The sequence below is a fragment of the Thiosulfativibrio zosterae genome (genome assembly GCF_011398155.1).
In the GTDB taxonomy this organism is placed as follows: Bacteria; Pseudomonadota; Gammaproteobacteria; order Thiomicrospirales; family Thiomicrospiraceae; genus Thiosulfativibrio; species Thiosulfativibrio zosterae.
Genome location: NZ_AP021888.1, coordinates 417596 through 440591, shown reverse-complemented (window position 1 = coordinate 440591; position 22996 = coordinate 417596). Strand labels below are relative to the sequence as shown.

20 protein-coding genes are annotated in these 22996 nt (G+C 45.3%); 9 read left to right on the top strand and 11 right to left on the bottom strand.

The features are described from left to right. Positions 1 to 10: 10 nt before the first annotated feature. Both THMIRH_RS01725 and rluF read left to right on the top strand, forming a co-directional pair. Entirely contained in the window at positions 11 to 1414 is a 1404-nt protein-coding gene (locus THMIRH_RS01725) for an MBL fold metallo-hydrolase RNA specificity domain-containing protein (RefSeq protein WP_243831470.1), read from the top strand. 32 nt (positions 1415 to 1446) lie between these two features. Next, entirely contained in the window at positions 1447 to 2349 is a 903-nt protein-coding gene (rluF, locus tag THMIRH_RS01720; RefSeq protein WP_173290153.1) for a 23S rRNA pseudouridine(2604) synthase RluF, read from the top strand. On the opposite strand, the gene folM is transcribed toward rluF, so the two are convergent. From folM to THMIRH_RS01695, 5 genes are all read right to left on the bottom strand, one after another. Next, entirely contained in the window at positions 2346 to 3050 is a 705-nt protein-coding gene (gene folM / locus THMIRH_RS01715) for a dihydromonapterin reductase (protein WP_173290151.1), read from the bottom strand. The two genes, rluF and folM, sit on opposite strands and share 4 nt — an antisense overlap. A gap of 24 nt (positions 3051 to 3074) precedes the next feature. Then, positions 3075 to 4259, bottom strand: a complete 1185-nt coding sequence (gene arsJ / locus THMIRH_RS01710; protein WP_173290149.1) for an organoarsenical effux MFS transporter ArsJ — start codon at positions 4257 to 4259, stop codon at positions 3075 to 3077. A gap of 79 nt (positions 4260 to 4338) precedes the next feature. After that, positions 4339 to 5364, bottom strand: a complete 1026-nt coding sequence (locus THMIRH_RS01705; protein WP_173290147.1) for an ArsJ-associated glyceraldehyde-3-phosphate dehydrogenase — start codon at positions 5362 to 5364, stop codon at positions 4339 to 4341. Between the two features lie 60 nt (positions 5365 to 5424). Beyond that, positions 5425 to 6054: a thioredoxin family protein gene (locus THMIRH_RS12060; RefSeq protein WP_243831469.1), complete on the bottom strand. Its 630-nt coding sequence runs from the start codon at positions 6052 to 6054 to the stop codon at positions 5425 to 5427. Between the two features lie 17 nt (positions 6055 to 6071). After that, complete coding sequence (locus THMIRH_RS01695) at positions 6072 to 7034, bottom strand: permease (RefSeq protein ID WP_173290145.1); 963 nt, start codon at positions 7032 to 7034, stop codon at positions 6072 to 6074. 104 nt (positions 7035 to 7138) lie between these two features. Here THMIRH_RS01695 and THMIRH_RS01690 point away from each other — a divergent pair, with 104 nt between their 5' ends. The 4 genes from THMIRH_RS01690 (at position 7139) to folE2 (ending at position 11206) form a co-directional block, all read left to right on the top strand. After that, positions 7139 to 7510: an ArsR/SmtB family transcription factor gene (locus tag THMIRH_RS01690; protein WP_173290143.1), complete on the top strand. Its 372-nt coding sequence runs from the start codon at positions 7139 to 7141 to the stop codon at positions 7508 to 7510. Between the two features lie 233 nt (positions 7511 to 7743). After that, positions 7744 to 9090 carry an FAD-dependent oxidoreductase gene (locus THMIRH_RS01685; RefSeq protein WP_173290141.1) on the top strand — a complete coding sequence of 449 codons (1347 nt, stop codon included), beginning with the start codon at positions 7744 to 7746 and terminating at the stop codon, positions 9088 to 9090. Positions 9091 to 9096: 6 nt separating this feature from the next. Beyond that, positions 9097 to 10113 carry a CobW family GTP-binding protein gene (locus tag THMIRH_RS01680; protein WP_173290139.1) on the top strand — a complete coding sequence of 339 codons (1017 nt, stop codon included), beginning with the start codon at positions 9097 to 9099 and terminating at the stop codon, positions 10111 to 10113. A 151-nt stretch (positions 10114 to 10264) separates the two neighbouring features. Beyond that, positions 10265 to 11206 (top strand): GTP cyclohydrolase FolE2, encoded by a 942-nt coding sequence (folE2, locus tag THMIRH_RS01675; protein ID WP_173290137.1) that lies wholly within the window; start codon positions 10265 to 10267, stop codon positions 11204 to 11206. A gap of 111 nt (positions 11207 to 11317) precedes the next feature. On the opposite strand, the gene THMIRH_RS01670 is transcribed toward folE2, so the two are convergent. Both THMIRH_RS01670 and THMIRH_RS01665 read right to left on the bottom strand, forming a co-directional pair. Next, complete coding sequence (locus THMIRH_RS01670; RefSeq protein ID WP_243831468.1) at positions 11318 to 12436, bottom strand: MBL fold metallo-hydrolase; 1119 nt, start codon at positions 12434 to 12436, stop codon at positions 11318 to 11320. A 76-nt stretch (positions 12437 to 12512) separates the two neighbouring features. Further along, positions 12513 to 13622 carry an AI-2E family transporter gene (locus tag THMIRH_RS01665; RefSeq protein WP_173290135.1) on the bottom strand — a complete coding sequence of 370 codons (1110 nt, stop codon included), beginning with the start codon at positions 13620 to 13622 and terminating at the stop codon, positions 12513 to 12515. A gap of 41 nt (positions 13623 to 13663) precedes the next feature. Between THMIRH_RS01665 and ppnN the strand changes: the two genes are divergently transcribed. After that, positions 13664 to 15037, top strand: a complete 1374-nt coding sequence (ppnN, locus tag THMIRH_RS01660) for a nucleotide 5'-monophosphate nucleosidase PpnN (RefSeq protein WP_173290133.1) — start codon at positions 13664 to 13666, stop codon at positions 15035 to 15037. 19 nt (positions 15038 to 15056) lie between these two features. Continuing rightward, entirely contained in the window at positions 15057 to 16304 is a 1248-nt protein-coding gene (locus THMIRH_RS01655; RefSeq protein WP_173290131.1) for a DEAD/DEAH box helicase, read from the top strand. Between the two features lie 567 nt (positions 16305 to 16871). On the opposite strand, the gene THMIRH_RS01650 is transcribed toward THMIRH_RS01655, so the two are convergent. The 4 genes from THMIRH_RS01650 to THMIRH_RS01635 all read right to left on the bottom strand — a co-directional run bounded on the left by THMIRH_RS01650 (position 16872) and on the right by THMIRH_RS01635 (position 21819). After that, complete coding sequence (locus tag THMIRH_RS01650) at positions 16872 to 17642, bottom strand: EI24 domain-containing protein (RefSeq protein WP_173290129.1); 771 nt, start codon at positions 17640 to 17642, stop codon at positions 16872 to 16874. A gap of 7 nt (positions 17643 to 17649) precedes the next feature. Further along, entirely contained in the window at positions 17650 to 19020 is a 1371-nt protein-coding gene (locus THMIRH_RS01645) for an NAD-dependent succinate-semialdehyde dehydrogenase (RefSeq protein WP_173290127.1), read from the bottom strand. 83 nt (positions 19021 to 19103) lie between these two features. Next, complete coding sequence (locus tag THMIRH_RS01640) at positions 19104 to 20303, bottom strand: EAL and HDOD domain-containing protein (RefSeq protein WP_173290125.1); 1200 nt, start codon at positions 20301 to 20303, stop codon at positions 19104 to 19106. A gap of 178 nt (positions 20304 to 20481) precedes the next feature. Continuing rightward, entirely contained in the window at positions 20482 to 21819 is a 1338-nt protein-coding gene (locus THMIRH_RS01635) for a dihydroorotase (RefSeq protein WP_173290123.1), read from the bottom strand. 150 nt (positions 21820 to 21969) lie between these two features. On the opposite strand from THMIRH_RS01635, the gene THMIRH_RS01630 reads away from it, so the two are divergent. Further along, the gene (locus THMIRH_RS01630; RefSeq protein ID WP_173290121.1) at positions 21970 to 22989 is read left to right on the top strand and encodes an ABC transporter substrate-binding protein; all 1020 of its coding nucleotides are present in this window, start codon (positions 21970 to 21972) and stop codon (positions 22987 to 22989) included. Positions 22990 to 22996: the final 7 nt, after the last annotated feature.

The window sequence follows — 22996 nt, the reverse complement described above, 5'->3', positions numbered from 1 at the left end:
GATGCCTTAAATGACCATGACCCCCATTCAATCTTTTGGTGCGGCAGAAACCGTTACTGGTTCTTGTCACTTTTTACAATTACGACAAGGCCCCAAAATTTTGGTGGACTGCGGTCTTTTTCAAGGCGGTGCCGAAAAAAGCTCTTTTGAACCCTTTGGCTTTAACCCTCAAGATGTGGATATTTTACTCATCACCCATGCACACCTTGACCATGTTGGACGAGTGCCTAAACTGGTTAAAGAAGGCTTTAAAGGTCGCATCATCACCACACGCGCAACCCTCGATTTAATGGAAGTGGTCTTGCTCGACAGCGCCAAAATCATGGAAGAAGATTTTGCCACTCAGCGTAAAAAAGCCAAACGCCGCGGTGAAGAATCCACCTTAAAAGAACCGCTTTATACTTTGGATGATGTTAAAGCCGTTTTCGATTTGAATATTCAGTTTGCTCAATATGACACCCCCATCTCATTAGCCAAAGAGGTGAGCGCCACTTTTCGTAATGCGGGTCACATTTTGGGTTCTGCCAGCATTCAAGTCAGCTTTTTAGTCGACAATCAGCCTAAGTCAGTGGTGTTTAGTGGCGACCTAGGCAGCAGTAATGGTCTTATTATGCAGCCGCCAACGGCTGTTGCTCAGGCGGATGCACTTTATATTGAGTCCACCTATGGCGACCGTAATCACCGCTCGATGGAAAATAGTTTATTGGAGTTTAAGGAAATTATCCAACAAACCCTTAAACGCCAAGGTAATGTGATTATTCCGTCCTTTGCCATCGAACGCACCCAAGAAGTTTTGGTATTGCTAAAACAAATGTTTTTAGCCAACGAATTACCACGCTGCAAAGTGTTTGTGGACTCGCCTATGGCGATTCGTGCCACCCGCATTTATAACCAATATCATGCCGAACTCAACGCAACCGCCCAAAACCTGTTAGCCACTGACGGTTCGATTTTTGATTTTCCCTATTTGGAATACACCCTAACGGGGGCAGAGTCTATGCAAATCAATGAGCATGAAAGCGGTTGCATCATTATTGCGGGCAGTGGTATGTGCACCGGTGGGCGTATTCTGCATCACTTCAAACACCGTTTGTGGGACGAGCGCAATTCCGTTTTATTTGTGGGTTATCAAGCACAAGGCTCTTTGGGTAGATTGTTGGTGGATGGTGCAGAAGAAGTGCATATTTATCACGAAAAAATTAAAGTTGGGGCAAAAATCAGTATGATTAATGGGTTTTCAGCCCATGCCGATCAAAGCGAACTTTTAAATTGGATGAGTCAATTCAACCAACTGGATAAAGTGTTTTTGATTCATGGTGAACCTGACAAGCAAGCGGCATTTAAAATCGCCATTGAAACCCAGTTGAATAAAACCGTGCATATCGTTCAATATGCCGAAGAAATTTGGGTTTAATCAACCCACCTTAAACGCTCAAGAGAAAATGCATGACCGACGCCATTCGCCTCAATAAATTCATCAGTGATTCCGGGCACTGCTCGCGCCGCGAAGCCGACCGTTTGATCGCCCAAAATGCGGTCAAAATCAATGGCAAACCCGCTGAATTAGGCACACCTGTTATGCCAGGTGATGAGGTAACGGTCAACGGCAAACGCATTGCCGCCAGTGCAGCCGACAAAACCGACCGCACTTATATCGCCTATCACAAACCGGTGGGGGTCACTTGCACGACCTTAAAAACCGTGCCTGGCAATATCACCGATGCCATTAATCATCCTGAACGAATTTTCCCGATTGGGCGTTTAGACAAACCTTCTGAAGGATTGATTTTTTTGACCAGCGATGGTGATATCGTCAACAAAATTTTGCGCGCCGAAAATGCGCACGACAAAGAATATATAGTGACCGTTAATAAGCCCTTAACTAACGAATTTGTAAAACGCATGTCGAGTGGCATCCCGATTTTGGATACGGTTACCCTGCCTTGCCAAGTGCAATTGCAAAGTCGCTTTGTCTTTAAAATTGTCTTAACGCAAGGTTTAAACCGCCAAATTCGCCGTATGTGCGAATACTTGGGGTATGAGGTGGTGCGTTTGGTGCGCACCCGTATTATGAATGTGACTTTGGGCAATTTAAAAGTAGGCCAATGGCGCAATCTGACTGCGGCAGAGATGGCTCAAATCAATCAAGCGGTTGCAGGCTCTCGCAAAACTGCAGCGCATCTTGAGCAGACTTCACCCAGCAAACCCAAAGAATCTAATAAACCTTTTGCAAACCCTAAACCCCCGGCCTCACCCACAAGTCGCGCGCCTTCAAAGCCTAAACCCCCAAAAGAACCCAGAGCAGCTAGAGCACCTAGACCCAAACCGCCGCAAAAATCCCGTGGCTAATCATTGGATAATCTAAAGGCAGAGCCAGTGGTATTGGGCAATGCCATTAGGGTTTGCACCATTTGCCAAATGGTTTCTGCTCCGGGTTCAGTGGGAATAGACATTTCAGCAAGGCGTTTTTGGCGGTAATTTTCGTCATCATTTTCATTAAAAATAACCAGGCCTGGTTGAATTTCGTTGACTTTGATCGCTGGCGCAAGTGCTTTGGCAAAGGATAAAGTCATGGAATGCAATGCTGCTTTGCTGGCTAAATAGGCCACTTGGTCTGCTTGGCCTTCATTAAGTTTGGCATCGGTGATATGAATGATATCGCTGGGCAAATGACTGCCCGCTTTCAGCAAAGGCTCACAGGCTTGGTTAATTAAATAAGGCGCTCGCACATGCACGGCCATCATGTCTTGCCACAAATGCGGTTGTTCAAACAACTGCGACTCGCGAGCCCAAATCGAGGCATTGTGAATCACCGCGCGACAACTGCTCACCTGTTCTAAAAAATCTTGCAAAAAAACTTGTACTGCCAGGTCATCGGTAAAATCCACCTGAAACCCCATCGCCCCCTGATCTAGCAAGGCTTGTACACTGGGGCGATAGGTGCGATAGGTAAACACCACCGGATGCGTCGTGCGTTGCAAAAAAGCTTCTGCCAAATAAAACCCAATGCGCTGTCCGGCACCGGTGATGAGAACTGCATCCTGTAACATCGCTCGACTCTCCCAGTTAAAGGCTCAGTTTACTGGATTTTTGGATGGGACTCTAGCCACCAAAATCGCCGCCAACAGTACCATCAGCGCACTCACCTGCAAACAGGCTTCTAATCCAGCAACTTGATAAACATAACCAGACAAGACCGTGCCCAGCAAACGACCGCCGGCATTCGCCATATAATAAAATCCAACATCGCGCGAGGCGCCATCGGCATCGGCATAAGACACTATCAAATAAGAGTGAACCGAAGAGTTTAGCGCAAACAACAATGCAAATAGTCCTAAGCCGATTAACAAAACCGTTTGCGGCTGCCAATCCAACAACCATGCCATACCCAAGGGCAATAACATCAACGGCAAGGCTAATTGATAAGCGGTATTTTTAGTGGGCGACCCTTGCGATCTGAGCAAGCTTGGTGTCAGCGCCTGAACAAACCCATAACCGATAACCCACAGCGCTAAAAACGCCCCCACTTCCCAGTGAGTCCAGCCCAGTACGCCCTGCAAATAGAGCGGTAAGGCCACCACAAACCATGCATCACGCGCCCCAAACAAAAAGAATCGCGCGCCTGACAGCCAATTAATGGCTGGCGATTTTGAAAACACCTCAGAAAACTTTGGCTTATTTTTAGCCTTGCCTAATTGTCCATCCAATGCAAACAACGACACCAACAAAGCGATGCCAAGCATGGCTGCCATAAACCACATGGCATCTGCAAACCCAAGCCACTCTAGCAACACAGCGCCCATAAAAAAGCCAATGCCTTTGAGTGCATTTTTAGAGCCAGTTAACAAGGCAATCCACTTAAAGAGTTGGCCATTAGCATCTGATGCCAAACTTTTAATACTGCTTTTGGCGGACATTTTATTGAGATCTTTAGCAATCCCCGACAAGGCTTGCGCAACCATCACATAAACCACTGTTAGCCACTCTGGCGACACGGTTAACATCACCAGCGCGAACACCTGCAAGCTCAAGCCAATATTCATGGTGACATTCAGCCCCAAACGAGCGCCTAAATAGCCGCCCAATAAATTGGTCACCACCCCAAAAAACTCATAAAACACAAACAACATTGCAATTTGCAAAGGCGAATAACCCAACTGATAAAAATACAGCAACACCAACATCCGCAAAGCGCCATCGGTCAGGGTAAACGCCCAATAATTGGCCGTCACTAAGGTATATTGTTGTTGGGGATTCATATCGTCCTTGAGAAAATATTGCTGTTAAATAGTAAAATCAGGCCAGGCCTCGTTATTTTTAGCGCATTTTTGAGTGTTTTTAACCTTGCAGCGCCTTGCGATTTTGCTCGGCCACAGAAACCGCCAACTCCATCATGCGTAAGACATAGCCGATTTCGTTGTCGTACCACGCCAGCAGCTTGACTTGTGTGCCATTCACCACCATGGTCGAGAGCGCATCAATCACACTCGAGTTGGTTTCGCCTTCAAAGTCTACCGACACCAAAGGGCGTTCCTCAAACCCTAAAATACCTTCCAAGTAGGTTTCTGAGGCTTCTTTTAAAAACCCATTCACTTCTTCGACTGAGGTTTCGCGTTGCATCTCAAACACCAAATCGGTTAAGGATGCATTCATTAAAGGCACGCGCACCGCAATCCCGTTCAACTTGCCATTCAGTTCAGGGAAAATAGAACCGATTGCCGAAGCTGAACCGGTTGAAGTGGGAATAAGCGATTCAAAACTAGAACGCGCCCGGCGCAAATCTTTATGACCGTGATCGACCACTTTTTGGGTATTGGTACGGTCATGCATGGTGGTAATCATGCCGTGTTTAATCCCGATTTTTTCGTGCATGACTTTAATCACCGGTGCGATGCAGTTGGTGGTACAAGAAGCGGCGGTGATAATCGGGTCTTTGCCGGCTTCAAACACCGAGTCATTAATCCCCATCACTATATTCTTAACGCCTTCTTTCATGGGCGCGGCCACCACGACCTGTTTAACGCCCTGCTTGAGATATTCGCCCACAGTATCTAGGGTGCGAAATTTGCCTGTGGCTTCAATCACCACATCCACATTGAGTGCGCCCCAATCAAAATCGGCGATATTCTTAACGCTGGAGTAACCAATAAAATCCTCATCGACCAAAAAGCCACCATCCACCACTTCGGGTTTGTGCCACCAGCGTCCATGCGCTGAATCAAAACTTAATAAATGCGTCGATCCCACCACATCAGTAGCGATTTCGTTAATATGCACCACTTGCACATTCGGCCAATCATAGACCTCTCTCATGGCCAAACGCCCCATGCGGCCAAACCCATTAATGGCAATGCGAATTTTCATTTTTTTGCTCCCATTTAAAACGCTGTAATTTACCTAACTTGCATGACAAGACGATGAAATTTAACAACAACCTTGAGGTTTTAACCAAGATTGCACAAGGGGTTTGGCAGGAATACCACCAGAATGCACCACTTGCTCGCCAATGACCACCGCAGGCGTAGACATCACGCCATAACTGGCGATGTCTGCAACGCCTTCAACCTTAACCAAGGTAATGGCAACGCCCATCTCATCAGCCGTTTTTTGGATGAGTTTGGCGGTATTTTCACAATTTGCACAGCCAGTGCCCAACACTTTGACTTCAAGCGCTTGAGTGCCACAGCACCCTGTTTTTGAAGCTTCTGCTATTTTGGGCGTTTCTGAGTCACAGCACCCTTTGGCCGAGTCATCACAAAAAGCGGTTTTGGTTTCACCCGCGCAACAACCCGCAGCGGCTGCATTGGTTGATGCTGGCGCACAGCTGGCTGTGCTGCAAGTTGTGCCACACCCAATACATTCACCTTTGGCATTTTTAAACATCGGGCAAAAGCCCGTAAAAGAGGCTTGAAACGCATTCACACTCATCAACAAAATAGGCCAAAGCATCCAAGCCTCCAGCAAATTAACCTGCCCTAATAAATGGGCAACAACCGTTAATATAAACATAGCGGCTGCAAAAAAACGCAAGGGTTTATTACCTTGAATTGTCATAACTCTCTCCAAATTAATTAATGAAATAAAAAATTAAATCCAAAACCCACCAGCATAAACGCAAGGGCTAAAATCCCAACAAACCAAGCCAAAGCTGGCCAACGAATGACTTGGCGCAAAATCAATAACTCGGGCAAAGACAAGGCGGCAATACTCATCATCAAAGCCAAGCTAGTGCCAATCGGCACGCCTTTATTCAACAAGGCTTCCACAATTGGAATCACCCCGGTGGCATTTGAATAAAGTGGAATACCCAACAGAACCGCTGCTGGCACAGACCAAAGATTATGGGCATCGGCCAGATGTTCCGTGACCCAAGCTTGCGGCACATAACCATGAAATGCTGCGCCAACGGCAATGCCCAAAAACACCCAATGCCAAATGCGTTTTACAATCACTTTAACTTCATGCCATGCAAACACATGGCGTTGTTGCCAACCCGACTGCAAAGCTTGCTGCTCCGCCATCTTGCGGGCTTTAATGTCCCACACATAAGCCTCAACCCAGCGTTCGGGCTTAAGCCAACCCATCACCACTGACCCCACATAAGCCACCACTACGCCTGCCAACACATATAAAGCGGCGACCTGCCAACCAAGAATACCGATTAATAACACCACAGCCACCTCGTTAATCATGGGGCTGGCGATTAAAAATGCAAAAGTAATGCTTAACGGAATGCGCGCCTCAACAAACCCAATAAATAACGGCACGGATGAACAAGAGCAAAAAGGCGTCACACTGCCCAGCCCTATCGCCAAACTGCGTCCCATCCATAAGGGTTTGCCCGCCACCACCTGGCGAATTTTTTCAGTGGACACAAACGCCCGCAACAACCCCATTAGGTAAATAATCACCACCAGCATCACAAAGATTTTGGCGGTATCCATCACAAAAAACTGTACCGCCTGAGCCAGCGCACTGGCCGGCTCTAAACCCAAAGCGTCAAATGCAACCCAATTTCCCAGTTGTTGAAACACGCAAACTCCCTTAGAATAGAGTTGAATAAAACTGGATAACATCATATCCGCATAAGCAGATATTAGCAATTCCCTTGACCAAATTTTTAACATGGGCGTTTAGCATGACCGATAACCTTGAAACTTACTGTCAATTTTTTAAAGCGCTCAGCGAACCTTTACGCATTCGAGTGTTGCACCTACTGATGCAACGCGACAGTTTGTGCGTGTGTGAACTGGTGGAAATTTTAGAGGCAGGTCAAAGCACCGTTTCACGCCACTTGGCCTATTTAAAAAATGCCCAGATTATTGATTCCTTTCGACAAGGGGCTTGGATGCATTATCAATTACTGCCAAATGCGCTCACCCCTCTTAACCTGGAAGTGTTAAAAAACACCCTAGCTAAACTGCCCAGCACCCAAAGCGACTTGGCAAAACTCATAGCCAGAGAACAAGCTCAACAAGCCGCAGCCAGCTGTAAAGTGTGTGAACATTAAATACTCTACTCAAAAAAGCAGGCTAAAGCCTGCGCCCCAATGATGACAATAATAGCCTGGAGGGCAATTAAGGTTAGAGTAGCTGAGTTTCGGGGCGAAGGCTTTAGCCTTCTGGTTGTTTGGCGTTTGTTATTCAAGCCAAGCCAATAAACTCCAAAATAATTTTAAAATTGAATAAGCCATTTCTTATATAATTACGCGTTATTAGCTATTTTTTTAGATTGAGAAATTTCATGCAAAATCGTTTTTTTGATGTAGTCATTGTTGGCGGCGGCATTACAGGCTCTGCGTTAGCTTATGTCTTGGCCAAATACACCGACATAAAAAGCATTGCTGTTCTCGAAAAATACGGCTCTCTGGCGGCACTCAATTCTAATGCGCGCAGTAACAGCCAAACCCTGCATTGCGGTGATATTGAAACCAATTACACCCTCACCAAAGCCATCTCGGTCAAACGCACAGCCAATATGTTGGTGAAGTATGCTGAACAGGTTGAAAAAAACGACTTCCTTTATAAATATCCCAAAATGATTTTGGCGGTCGGCGACGATGAATGTGATCGCCTGCTAAAGCGCTACGAAGAATTTAAAGAAGCCTTTCCTTACATGGAATTGTGGGATGCCTCAAAAATCGCTGAAGTTGAACCCGCTGTGGCTTTAAAAGATGGCAAACCCCGCCCTGAGAAAATTTTGGCCTCTGGTTGTATAGACGAATACTCTGCCGTTAACTATGGCACGCTGACTAAATCTTTCATCAACACTGCTCGCAAAACAGGCAAGGAAGTACAAGTTGCTTTGAGCTCCAAGGTAGAGCGCATTGTTAAATTTGACGACCATTACGAATTGCACACCGCGCAAGGTGTTTTTATGGGTAAATTTGTGGTGGTATCGGCCGGTGCGCACAGCCTAATGCTGGCCAACCAACTCGGCCACGGCATGGATATGTCGATTTTACCGATGGCGGGTAGCTTTTATTTCATCCCAGAAATGCTTAAAGGCAAAGTCTACACCATGCAAAACGACAAACTGCCGTTTGCAGCGCTGCATGGCGACCCTGACTTAACCGAACCCGGTAAAACTCGTTTAGGCCCAACCGCCTTGGCGTTACCCAAACTGGAGCGCTATACCGGTGGCACTTATTTAGACTTTTGGAAAAGTTTAAAACTCGATGGCAAAGTCATCCGTGTGTTTTGGGATTTGATGAAAGACAGCACCATTCGCAACTATATTTTGCGTAATTTCCTGTTTGAAATTCCTTGGATTAACCGCAAACTCTTTGTAAAAGACGCGCAAAAGATTATCCCAGACTTAAAAGCTGAAGACCTCACCTATGCCTCAGGTTATGGCGGTGTGCGCGGTCAAGTCATCGACAAAACCCAAATGTTACTCAAGCTGGGCGAAGCCAGTATCGTGCCTGAAAAAGACAATATTATTTTCAATATGACACCCTCTCCAGGGGCAACCACTTGTTTAGGCAATGCTTATCGTGATGCCAAAATTATTTGTCAAAAACTGGGCGTGCCGATGCACCGTGAAGCTTTTGTAAACGACCTACTTGACGGTCAAGACCTAGACGCTTAACTAGACATGTCATCAATACCTCTGCCCGTCAACCTGATTACCGGATTGCTGGGCAGCGGCAAAACCACCACACTCAAACACCTAATCCAACAAAAACCCGCCTCTGAAACTTGGGGCGTGCTCATTAACGAATTTGGTGATATTGGGATAGATGCGGCCAGCATCTCGCCCCAAAACAATTTGGATGTGTTAGAAGTGTCTGGCGGCTGTATTTGTTGCACGGCTCAATTTGGCTTAACGCAAGCCTTACAAAAATTACTGCAAAACCCGCAACTCACGCGCTTATTGATAGAGCCCACCGGGCTGGGGCATCCTGCAAAGTTACTCGATACCCTGCAAAAAAATCCCTTCCCAAGACCGCTGGTTTTACACAGCAGTCTTTGCATCTTAAATCCTCAACATCTCACCCCTGTACGCTGGCAAAAATCGGCAGTGATGCGTGATTTGGTGACGCTAAGTGATATTATCGTACTCAATAAAACCGACCTGTGTTCCACCGACGAACTCACCCAAGCCCATCAAACTCTAGACCTTTGTTATCCGCCCAAAACACAACGCCTTACAACCACACAAGGCCAAGTAGACCTTGACCTGTTAAACAAACCCCGCAATAAAGCACCCTTTGTTTTATTAGCTGGCCTTGAAGAGCATACCCATACCACCCAAACGCTGCACCAAACCTTTAAAAGTCAACTACCCAATGTGATTGAAAGCTGGCATCAAAGCGCATCTAACAGTAGCGCCTTAGGTTGGATTTTTGGCCCACAACAAACCTTTAACCGCACCCAATTGCGCCGCTTCTTTGCCGATTGGGCACAAGCACTGCAACGCGGAAAAGGTATTTTAAAAACCGGACTCGAATGGCAACTGCTCAACTGGGCAGATGACCAACTAACCTTGGAAGATGTTGCTTGGCGCCAAGACAGTCGCTTAGAGTTAATCTTTTCGGAAGTGTTAGATAGCACTCAAATTGAAATGCTCGAAAATCAATTACTTAAAGCATTTAATCCACCACCCCAATAACTGACTAAAATAGTCAACTAATAGACAATTAAGCCTTATGCCATAAGGCCAAGTCTGCTAAAATGGCTTACTTATTTATTTTTGGCTAGAATTTCAAGCGCTTTTCCTGCGCTTATGAATGCTTTCTAGCCCACAAGTCGAAGGAAATTGCATGACCAAGCACATGCCCGATATCGCCTGCCAGCCCCATCAAGGCCCGCAAGGAAAACTCAACTGGGTCGGAATGAGTGGCATCGAACTGCCTATTCTTATCAGCACCGCCAATATTCATCGTGAATTGTCTTCTCAGGTGCAAGCCTATGTGAGTTTGGACGACCCCATGAGCAAAGGCATTCACATGTCGCGCTTATATTTAATTTTGGATGAAATGGGCTCAGAAGAACCTTTATCTCCACAACGCATTGAAGCCATTCTTAAAGCCTTCTTAGCTTCGCATCAAGGCTTAAGCAATCAAGCCTTTGTGGAATTCCAATTTGACTATTACGAGCGTCGCAAATCTTTAAAAAGCGACAATAGCGGCTGGAAGCACTATCCAACGATTTTGCGTGGTGAATTACGCAACGGTCAATTTGAATGTGAAATCAGCATTACCGTACCCTATTCTTCCACTTGCCCTTGCTCGGCGGCGCTATCGCGCCAATTGATTCAAGAAGCCTTTGAAGCACAGTTTGCCAAGCAAACCCTAGATTACCAAACCGTGGTGGATTGGCTGGGCTCGCCCGAAGGCATTTGCGCCACGCCGCACAGCCAGCGTTCGTATGCGCAGGTCAAATTGAAGTTAGCCAATGAACAATCTTTGGATATTTCAGGTGTGATTAATGCCATTGAAGATGCTGTGCAAACGCCGGTGCAAGCCACGGTTAAACGCGAAGATGAGCAAGAGTTTGCCCGATTAAATGCTTCAAACCTAATGTTTTGTGAAGATGCGGCGCGTCGTTTACAGGCGCAATTTTTAACCAATGACCATTTCCAAGATTTTTGGATTCGAGTGAACCATTTAGAAAGCTTGCATCCGCATGACGCGGTTGCCATCGTCACCAAAGGCGTTGAAGGGGGTTATATTCAAGACCCTAATTTAATGGATCGGTTATAAAATCATCTTTGTAGAAACCAAAAAAGCCCCTAAAAATGACCAGGCTTTATGCCCTTTGGGTGCTGGTTAAATTTAGGGGCTTTTTTGCTTTTAAGCACTCAAAAATCGGGGTTAAAAATCACCACCCGTTAATTCAATATAAATACGACGCGCATTGTTACGCGCCGCTTGCTCAAACACCGGTCTGTCTTGATACATAGACTGATCTACCATCTCTGCTTGCTCTTGCTTGCCGCCAGCATCAATCACTTTTTGCACTTCTTTTTGTACATAGCGGAAGTAATCGTAAGTTTGTTTTTTGATGGTCGCCATATCGGTGGGTGTGCCATGCCCAGGAATCACAAAGCTGTCTTGTGGGATGGTTTTCATCATGGCTTCAAACGATTTCATCCAATCAAAACTATTGGTGTAATTAAACATGACCGGCATACGCTCGTTAAACGCTAAATCGCCCGATAAGAAAACTTTTTTGCTAGGAATATACACACTGGTCGAAGCAGGGGTATGGCCCGGGCCAAAATCTAACAACTCCAGCGTTTCGCCACCGCCTAAATCAATAACCTTTTTGCCCTTGAAAGTCGTAAATTGGCTCGACACATCTCTTGCTGGGTCTGTTAAAACATGGCTAACTTTGGTTGCCCAATCTTCTTTGATAAAGTCGTAGGCTTCTTCGAACTGAGCATTCGCCAACTCGCTGGAGTAGAGATTTTTAACCCCAACATCTACCCAATAACTCGCGCCTAAATAGGCATGGCCTTGATTATTTTCAACCGCCAACCATTTCACCGGTTTATCTGTAATGCGTTTAATTTGTTGATGCACGCTGTATGCAATGGCAGGGTTGGCACCGGCATTAAACACAAACACCCCATTTTTAAAAATCACAAACGAGATATTGTTGTTTAACCCAAAGTTAGACGGGTTGTGCCAAATTTGACTACCAACAATGGTATAAACGCCTTCGGTTACTTGGGTGGCTTGCGGCATAGGCAATTCAGCACCAATATAGCCGGCTTTCTTCATGGCCGCTTTAACATCTTTTATATACTGCTCAGGACCATGCGCAGCACTTTCTCCGCCAATTTTTTTCATAGAGGCTGCCCAAGCCTCAAAGCCTGCAATATAAGGGTCTTCAGAACCGCTGGCATAAATATTAGGAGTGGCTAAGGCTAAGGATAGCGATGCTATTCCCAGGGTTGTTTTTATAGTTGTTTTTATAATTTTTTTCATGACTTTCCTCCTCTGAAAAGCTGAACTTTTTATTTACTCATAAATACTAACACTTTTCATTTATAACTGCACATTACTAAGTTCTATCGAGCAAATCAGTATTTTTATGCTCGTAAACATCAAAAATCGTAATGGCCATGGCCGCAATCACTGGGCCAAAAAACAAACCGATCATGCCAAAATGAATCAAACCCGCAAAGGTCGACAGCACCGTAATTAAAGTATGATTGGCTACTGCCAAATCATTGGCTTTATCAGGCGTTGCCAGCAAGCCCGAAATTTTTTGAATCAAAATCGGTCGCACCAAATTATCAATTAAAAATCCGTTAATGACCGCACCCCAAAAAACCACCAGGCCTGCCGAAACATAACTGCCATTGAGCCCTAAATAAGCCGCCATAGGCACCCAAACCAGTGCCGCCCCCACGATGGGAATAAACGAGGTGACCGCTATGGCCATGCCGATAAATAAGGCTGGCAAGCCAATAATCCAAGCCAAAATAACAAACGAAACGCCTTGCATAATGGCAATGCCCAAAATAGATAACAACAACACGGTTGAAAGACCCGCAAAGCGATTCATGATCATGGTGTCGTAATAGTTTTCTAAAGGGGATAACACTTTTAAGTGACTGGCAATGCGATGCCCATCGCGATAAAAGAAAAACAAGGCAAACACCGATAAGGCAATAAAACTGATAAAAGAGGTGGCACTGCCCAAAACACCCTGCACCAAAAACACGGCCGCTTGTTGCGCTAACGAAATTAAATCCGCTGCATGGTCTTTAATTTGGGTCAGAATTTTTTGCTGATTACTGGCTTCTATGCCCAACGTTTGCATCCATTGTGCATTTAAAGCAGCCAAGCTTTCTGGGGTTTGTTGCACCAACCAAGACTGGGCATGGCCATAAATATCCCCCATTTCTAAACTCACCGCCACCAATAAATAAGACACTGGCGCAATGACGGTGACAAAAACTGCCAAACTCATTAAACCTGATGCGCTGGTTTCGTTATCTTTAACTTGAGGTAACACCCACAGATAAAGTCGATAGGTGGCGGTGGATAAAATCATGGCAAACAATAAGGCTTCTAAAAATGGCGAAAAAAGCCACAACAAGCCCACCACTGACAAAATCATCAAAATGATTAAAAAACCTTCTTCATAAGGCTGTTTTCCACGCATAATAGTCTCGTCTATGAAATATCAATGAGGGTAAATCTAACATGGAATTAGAGAACAACAAAGTCTTAATTCGCCCAGCCGGCACCTTACAAATCTTATCAAAACACGAAGTGGCGCAGCTGTGTGACCACTCAGATAAAGGTTTAAATGAATTATTACGCCAATGCACCCTCGCTGTGCTCAATACCGGTAGCAAAGAAGACAGCAGTATGGCGCTGTTATCGGCACACCCCGACTATCAAATCCATGTCAATGCGAAAGGTCGCGGTCTGCAAGTTGAAATAGACAACGTGCCCAAAAATGCCTTTGTGAACGGCGAAATCATCACCGGTTTACAAGAACACCTGTGGGCGGTTATCCGCGACCTAATTTATGCCAAAAACGAAATTCTAGAAGCCAAAGAATTCAACCTAGAAGATTCTTTTGACATCACCAATGCCATCTTTCACTTTGCCCGCAACGCGCAATTGCTGAAATCCGGTGTTTCACCCAATATCGTGGTGTGCTGGGGCGGCCACTCAATTTCATTAGACGAATACAAATACACCAAGCATGTCGGTTATCACCTAGGTCTTAGAAAACTAGACATTTGCACCGGCTGTGGTCCAGGCGCCATGAAAGGCCCCATGAAAGGCGCCGTGCTGGGGCATGGCAAACAGCGCTACACGAATGGACGCTATATCGGTTTAACCGAACCTGGCATTATCGCTGCCGAAGCCCCAAATGCCATCGTGAATGAGTTGACCATTTTCCCAGACATTGAAAAACGCCTTGAAGCCTTTGTGCGCCTTGGGCACGGCATTGTTATCTTCCCGGGTGGTGCAGGGACCATGGAAGAAATTCTCTATCTACTCACCATTTTGATGCACCCAGAAAACCAAAACTTACCTTTCCCTGTGGCCTTTACCGCACCCGAAAGTTATCGCAACTATTTTGACTCGGTTTTACGCTTTATTGAGCTGACACTGGGCGCAAGCGCTTGCAGTAAATTTGAAGTGTTTATTGAACAACCTGAAGAACTCGCTGATTTTATGAGCAATGGCTTTGAACGCGTTCGCGAATACCGCAAAAACAACAGCGATGCCTATTATTTCAACTGGAAACTCCACATTCCTTATGAAGTGCAGCAACCCTTTAACCCAACGCATGAAAATGTAGCCGCTCTAAATCTCAATCGAGATCAACCGCCCCATTTACTCGCCAGCCAACTGCGCCGAGCATTTTCAGCGATAGTTGCCGGCAATGTTAAACAAGATGCGGTGCAAATGGTTGCCGAAAAAGGGCCTTTCCATATTCATGGTGACCCTGAAATCATGCGCGAGATGGATAACCTGCTCAAAGACTTTGTTAAACAAAAACGCATGAAATTAGGCGATGCCCACTACGAGCCTTGTTATAAAATAGTCACTGAATAATCTATTAAAGAAGAAACGCATGACATTTGATGAGCTAGACCTAGACGAACCCTTATTGCAAGCCCTGAGAGAAAACCACTTTCACAAACCCACGCCCGTGCAAGCGGCCGCCATTCCTGAAATGCTCGAAGGTCGGGATGTTTTAGCGGGTGCAGCCACTGGCACCGGAAAAACCGCGGCGTTTGTATTGCCCGCTTTACAATATTTGCTCGACCATCCTAGCCCAGCTTATCAAACCAAAGCCCGCATTTTAATGCTGGCGCCCACGCGTGAACTGGCTTTTCAAATTCACAAGGTGGTCAAAGAGCTGGGGGTACATTGCGACATTACCTCTAACATCATCACCGGGGGCTTTGACCTAGCCAAACAAAAAACACACCTCACACGACCTGCCGACATCATCGTCGCCACCCCAGGACGCTTAATCGGCATGGTTGGCGAAGACGCTATCGATTTAAGCGACATTGAAATGCTCATTATCGACGAAGCCGATCGCATGCTCGACATGGGGCAAGGGCCAGATGTGGCGGCCATTATGGATACCTTTGCAGGCGACTTTCAAGGCGCATGTTTTTCAGCAACCTTATCGGGCTCAGGGGTAGAGCGTTTTGCTAATGAGATTTTGGATGAACCAGCCGTTATTCAAGTCGATGCGCCCAACCAACAATCCAGCCAAGTTCAACAGGTGGTTTATTACGCAGATGATAAAACCCACAAAAACGCGCTATTGTTAGCCATATTAAAAGATGAAAGCTGTGTCAGCGCCCTTATTTTCTGCAATAAGAAAGAACGCGCCATCGAATTAAGTGATTGGTTACAAACCCAAGAAATCAGCTCAAGCGCCCTGCATGGCGATCTCGACCAAGCCAAACGCTTAGATGTGGCCACCCGCTTTAAACAAGGTCGCATCAAAGTATTGGTTGCGAGTGATGTTGCGGCACGAGGGCTAGATATACTCAATATCACCCATGTTATCAATTACGACTTGCCTTTCCGTGGTGATGTTTATATTCATCGCATCGGACGCACCGGTCGTGCGCAAGCCGTGGGCATTGCCATAAACCTAGTTGAAGCCCATGATTACCGTCACTTACAGCGCATTGAATTCCACTTACAAACAAAAATTCCTGTGGCAAAGATCAAAGGATTAGAACCTAAAGTCAATCCTAAAAAAGCCGCAGAAACCAAAAAGAAACCCCACAAGAAAAAAATCGCCGCCAAAGCCAAACGCCTAGGCAAAGCGCCCAGCAAGCCTAAAAAGAAATAAATCAGCACATTAAAGAGCCACTCAACAGAGTGGCTTTTTTGTTTAAGACAAAGGCAGGCTAAAGCCTGCGCCCCGAAGTGAGGTGTTTTCAAAGGGGCGAAGGCTTTAGCCTTCTTGAAATTTTGCCCTGCACTCTTGTCACTTTTTTTCTGAAAGGACAAACTGCTCTGTCAGAATATCCAGAGTTCCCTTTGAATCATTTCGTGATGCCCCTTAACGAAAGGACTGGAGAAAAAGTGGCGCTGTTTGAGCGAAGCGAGTTCGCCACTTTCCAGTCCTGAGTTTTAGGGGCATAGAAATGATGAGAGGGTCGACTTTTTGGTTACTTTTTGGGCGAGCCAAAAAGTAACAAGGGCGCGGGGCAAAAGTCCTATTTAAAAATACAAACCTAAAAAGCGACCTTATAACAAGCGTCATAAATAGTGAAAAAGCACTTGAACGCTAGAGGTAAAAATCCAGGAAGGCTAAAGCCTTCGCCCCTTTGACAATTGTTTTCTTTGGGGCGCAGGCTTTAGCCTGCTTGCAATTCCAATCTAAAAATCAATAGCGCGCTATCGTTTGTAGGTTTTACGAAATGTCGGCAGGGTTAGGTCTTTCAAGAGAGAGTTGGTCTAAGTAATAGTGTGACAAAGCAATCACAGCCAACACGGGCGCAAAAAAACTCACCATTGGGAAGACACTCAGGGCGAACAAAATGCCCACTGCCATGGTGGGTTCCCAGTTGGTCATAGGCTTAAGTTTTTCGAAAAGCGGCTCAGGCAAAATGACTTGCCCAACATCTAAGACGATTGAATAGCGAAAAAACATAAAACCGAGCATCCAAAACCAAATCACATTGACCAGTGGAATAAAGAGCAAAGGAATGGTGACGATGAGTAACAGTAACATCAGCAGGCCATATTTAACCAACTTCCAAATCATACCGGCAGTTGTTCCATGACCGCTATAGGCGGTATGCGGATAATGTTTTTGCTGGACGGTTTTCACCAAGGTATCCGTCATAAAGCCGGTAATAATCATGGCAAACAGTAACACCAAATAACTGCCTAAAATAATCCCCAACACGCCAGCAATGACCGTGACTGCCAAGCCAATAAACCACAAAATTAACCCACCAATTAAGGGAATGGCACCGATGGTACTTTCGGCGTGCATTTGCCAAGTTTGCGCATCTTGCACAACCGTGCTTTGCAACACCCAATCGCTGGTCAGTAACAAACCAAAAATACCATAACCCAATAAAGAGACCAGCACCAAGCCTGCTGCAAAAGGGATAAACAAACGAATTAAAATGGCGGGTTCTTTGAGGTCTGCCAGTGTTTTCCATAATAAATTCATAACTGGCTCACTTTATCCAAACAGATTTTATATTGACAAATTCTCGCAGTCCTTCAGCCGACAACTCTCGTCCATAACCTGAGTTTTTAATACCGCCAAAGGGCATTCTGGGGTCAGAGAAACTGATGCTATTCACAAAACTGGCACCCGATTGCATGCCAATCGCTATGGACTCTGCCGTTGCCAAATCATCACTCCACACAGAGCCTGCCAAACCAAAATCCGTGGCATTGGCTAGGCCGAGCGCATGGGCTGGTTCAGAAGCTTTAAGCACTATGGCCACTGGGCCAAAAAATTCTTCATTAAATGCGGGCATATTGCTGGTAATGTTTTTCAAAATGGTCGGCGCATAATAACAACCCTCCCGATCCAATTGATAACCGCCGCAGACAAGCTCAGCACCCAATTCAACCGAACGCATGACCTGATCGTGCAGTTCGTCTAACAAATCTTGACGCGCCATGGGGGCAAGCGTTGTGTTTTTATCCATCGGATCACCCGCCACAAAATGTTCTTCAATGGCGGTTTTAAAATCTGCAATAAAATCCTCAGAAATATAGTTATCCAGAATAAAGCGTTTGGCCGCAATGCAGCTTTGCCCCATGTTTTGAAAGCGCCCTTTTAAAGCACCTTGAATGGCGGCTTTCATATTGGCATTTTCAAGCACGATAAACGCATCCGAACCACCCAACTCTAAAACCGTTTTTTTCAGCTCATAACCGGCAATACTGGCAACTTTACGACCAGCAGTTTCACTGCCGGTCAGCGCCACACCCTGCACCGCAGGATGACGAATGACTTGTTCAACTTGGCTAGAAGTAATCATCAAGTTGGTGAAAATTCCGTCTGGATAACCGGCTTTACGAAAGACTTCTTCTAAGGCTAAGGCACATTGCGGCACATTAGAGGCGTGTTTTAACACCGCTAAGTTACCAGCTGTCACCGCTGGCACTGCAAAGCGCATCACCTGCCAGAAGGGATAATTCCAGGGCATTACCCCCAAAATAACGCCTAAGGGTAAATAAGCCACATAACTTTTCGAAGCATCTGTTTCTACCAACTCATCGGCCAGCATCTCATCGGCATGGTCGGCGTAAAACTCACACAATACGGCACACTTTTCGACTTCTGCCATGGCCTCGGTATAGAGTTTGCCCATTTCAAGCGTAATCAGTTCAGCCAATAAATCTTGGTCATCACGCAAAACATCGGCTAGGCGACGCAACAACAAACAGCGGTCTTCTAAAGGCGTCAGTTGTGACCAGTCTGCAAAGCCATAGCTGACTTGCGTCATCACTTCATCTAAAGTGGCGTCATCCCAAGTGTCAAACTCGGCAAGCAGTTCGTTAGTGGCGGGGTTAATTGATTGCATGACCATAAGTGTATCCAGTTTTCTGAAAAGAATAAAAAAGCCGGGAAAGCCCGGCCTTTAATTGTAACGCATTTACCTGTTTGACTAAATCAGTCTTGAACAACCTGCTGGGCCCAAGCAGATGATGACATAAAGATATTGCCAATTTCTGAAATACCCAAGGTTTCAAACTGCAATTTCGTCACCGAATTGTTGCATTGTTCTAAAGCCACTAGACATTTCAAGGCTTCACCCATAGGGCCTTTCTTGTTTACAAGGGCATCGTTAATTTCAGGCGCCAAGGGCATTTCTGCCAAGATTTCACCGATGGGCGAACGGAAAAATGCGCCCAGGTTAGAGAATAGACCCACTAAGAAATAACTGTCTTTATCATGAACATGGCCAGCTTTCACTGCCAGTTGCTCGCAAAAATGGGCGCGCATTAAGGAGGTGACTAATAATTCTTGTGGCGAATCGTCCATACCCGACAGCATTAACATATTGACCCAAAACTTTAAGCGTTTTAAACCCATATATTTCAAAGCATCAGCAACACTTTCAACTTTAACCGGAATCAGCGTGGCCGGATTATTGACCGCAACTAACAACTTATGGGTTAAACCCACATCGTGACCGATAATGGTAGAAAGTTCATGAAAATCAGTTTTGGGATCGTTCACTTTTGCTAAGAGTTGCAATAGGGTTAGCTTGTTACCTGAGAGCTTTTCGCCGTTAATGATGACAGGATTCGTGAAAAAATATCCTTGGAAAAAGTCAAAGCCGAGTTTTTTCAAATAATTAAACATTTCTTCCGTTTCAACACGGTCAGCAATGACTTTGACGCCTTTGGCGTGCAACTCTTCCAGAATTTTTTTCAGTTTCACTTCGGAGTTTTTTTCGACATCGATTTTGACAAAGTCACTGATAGAAGCCAACTTAATGCTGGAGTCATCATCAATAAAGTTGTCCAAAGCGATGGTTGAACCCGTGCTTTTCAATTCTTTAAGATTTCTAAGCACCTCAACATCTTTAGTGACATTGTTAGGGATTTCTAACACCACATGCTTATCCGGATCAAAGCTGGGCAGAACATCTTTTTTAATCAGTTCTTTTGGCAATTTCATCATGGCGGCGTGCTTACCGACGATGGCGTCAAAACCAATTTCAGTTTCAGTTTTAGCAATTAAATCTGCCGTGGCTTGAATGGCTTCTTTACCGGGGTTTAAGCCTTGATTGAATTGCAGCTCGTAAGCAAAAACCTGCATATTTCTATCTAAAATAGGTTGGCGACCGATAAATACTTGTGACATGTTGATTACCTTAGAAATGAATTTTATAAAACTTTACTCGGGGCTTTAAAAAACCGCAAGCAAAAAAAGTTAATTAGCCATAAAACCGCCTAATCCCTTGCGTTTTCACGCTTAAAAATGACCAGGCCTGGTTAAATTTAAGTAAAAATACGCTTAAATTATGCGATTTTACACTGTCTTATTTGCGTCGATCAAACAGCAAGCGTTGCCCTGGGGTAAAGGCCGCAAATTGTCCTTGATGGTATTTCACCTCGCCATTCACTATGGTCGTCATAACTGTCGACTTAAACTCGTGACCTTCCCACGGTGACCAGCCACAATGGTAAAGATTGTTTGCCTTGTCATCCACGTGCGGACGATTCATGTCCACCAATACCAAATCGGCCCAATAACCTTCACGAATAAATCCACGCTCAATAATTTGATAACGAATCGCCGGATTATGCGCCACTTTTTGTACCACTAACTCCAAGCTAAAAACGCCTTCATGCACCAAATCTAGTAAAGACACCAAAGACTGTTGCACCTGTGGCAAACCGGCTGGCGCAGTGAAGTATTTGTTTTGTTTTTCTGTCCAAGTATGGGGCGCATGGTCGGTGGCAATAATGTCAATGCGACCATCAATCACCGCTTGGCGAATGGCATCACGGTCTGACTGTTTTTTGATGGCGGGATTACATTTGATTAGGCTGCCTAAGGTTTCGTAGTCTGCATCGTAAAACCACAAATGATGGGTGCAGGCTTCGGCGGTGATTTTTTTACCCTCCACCGGACCTGGCTCAAATAAGGCCATCTCATCAGCCGTGGTTAAATGCAAAATATGCAAATCTGCGCCGGTTTTCTTGGCTAAGTCCACCGCAAAACTAGACGATTTATAACAGGCTTCGCGACAGCGAATCTCAGGATGCGCAATCATCGGCACATCTTCACCATATTTTTCACGATACCATGCTTCTTTGGCTTGAATCATCGGTGTGTCTTCGCAGTGTGTTGTGATGAGGGTGGGGCTATAGGTAAAAATATCGGTCAGGGTTTGTTCCCTGTCGACCAACATATTGCCGGTTGAAGCACCCATAAAGATTTTTACCCCACAGCTTTTGTTAGGGTCTAAGGCCTTAACCTCTTCAATATTGTCATTGGTTGCGCCCAGATAAAATGAAAAGTTGGCCCAAGATGTTTGGCCACCCAGCACATATTTTTCTTCCAAAATAGCATTGGTGACCGTAGCGGGCTTAACATTGGGCATATCCATAAAGGAGGTGGTTCCGCCCGCAACCGCGGCTTTTGACTCAGTGGCAATAGAGCCTTTGGCATTTAATCCTGGGTCACGAAAATGTACCTGGTCATCAATCATGCCGGGCATCAAAATTTGACCCTTGGCATCGATGACTTGGTCAGCCGCTTGATCAATCTGCGACGCAATTTTTTCAATGCGGCCATTTTTGATGTAAACATCCGCTTCAAATCGCTGACCTTCATTGACTAAGGTCGCTTGAGTAATCAAGATAGTTGACATGAGAAAACACTCCTTTTAAGGTTTTTGCGGGGCGATGCGCGCCGTTTTGGAATCGCTAACATTTTAACTACAAAATACAGTAATATGTCGATTAAAATAAATTGGGCAACCTTAAGTGATTTTTGTTCAACCTTGCTAGAGTAACGCCATTTGAATTCACCACACACCTCAGCCATGCGCAAAACTAACAAAGCTATTATTAAGCTGGCTGTGCTTTTAATTGGCCTTAGCACCTTTTTAAGCCAACCGCTTGTCGCTGAAATGAGCGCCCTGCCCAAATGCGCTTATATCGCCTCTTACGAACCCAGCTATGCTTGGCAAGCAGAATTAGAATCTGGCCTAAAACCCCTCTTAAGCCCGCACTGTCAAATCGATACTTTTTACATGAACTCTAAACAGTTGCTAGATGAGGCTGCCTTAAAACAACGCGCTGAGGATGCCCAGCAATTTATTCAAGCCTTTGCGCCAGACTTATTAATTTTTTCGGACGACAATGCGGTCAAAGAAGTGCTAATGCCCTATTATCGCGACAGCGATTTACCTGCCGTGTTTTGTGGGGTGAATGAAACCGGAAAGGCCTATGGTTTACCCTATCAAAACACCACCGGCATGATTGAAAAATCCAACTTTGCCGCCGTACTTCAAACCCTTCAAAAAATGACCTCGTTAAATCATCAAATTGTCTATCTCAGCACCACGGGAATCACCGAAAAACGCAATATCCAATTTTTTGAAGAAGCCCTAAACAAAGAACGCCTGCTAGGTTTTGGCATAGAAACACTTAACGAAAAAGCCTGGCAAGAGGCTTTTCGCAAACTTAACCAAGATGACAAGGTCGATTTGATTGTTCTGGGCAGCTACAAACCTTTTAAAACTTGGGACAGGGAAGCCAATCTGGCATTTATTGCAAAACACCAAACCAAACCTTTGGTCGCCATCCAACCCTGGATGTTGGCTTATGCCAATTTGGGTATCACCAAATCTGCCAAAGAACAAGGCGAATGGGCCGCCATGAGTAGTTTAGAGATTTTAAATGGTTTAAAACCTGCGCAAATCCCGATAGTGCCCAATCACCATTTTGATACCTGGGTGAATGCAACCACCGCCAAAAAATTCCCAAACTTGCGAATTCCACGGAATTTTCAGCTTTATCACAGTTCAATGCCCTAAAATATGA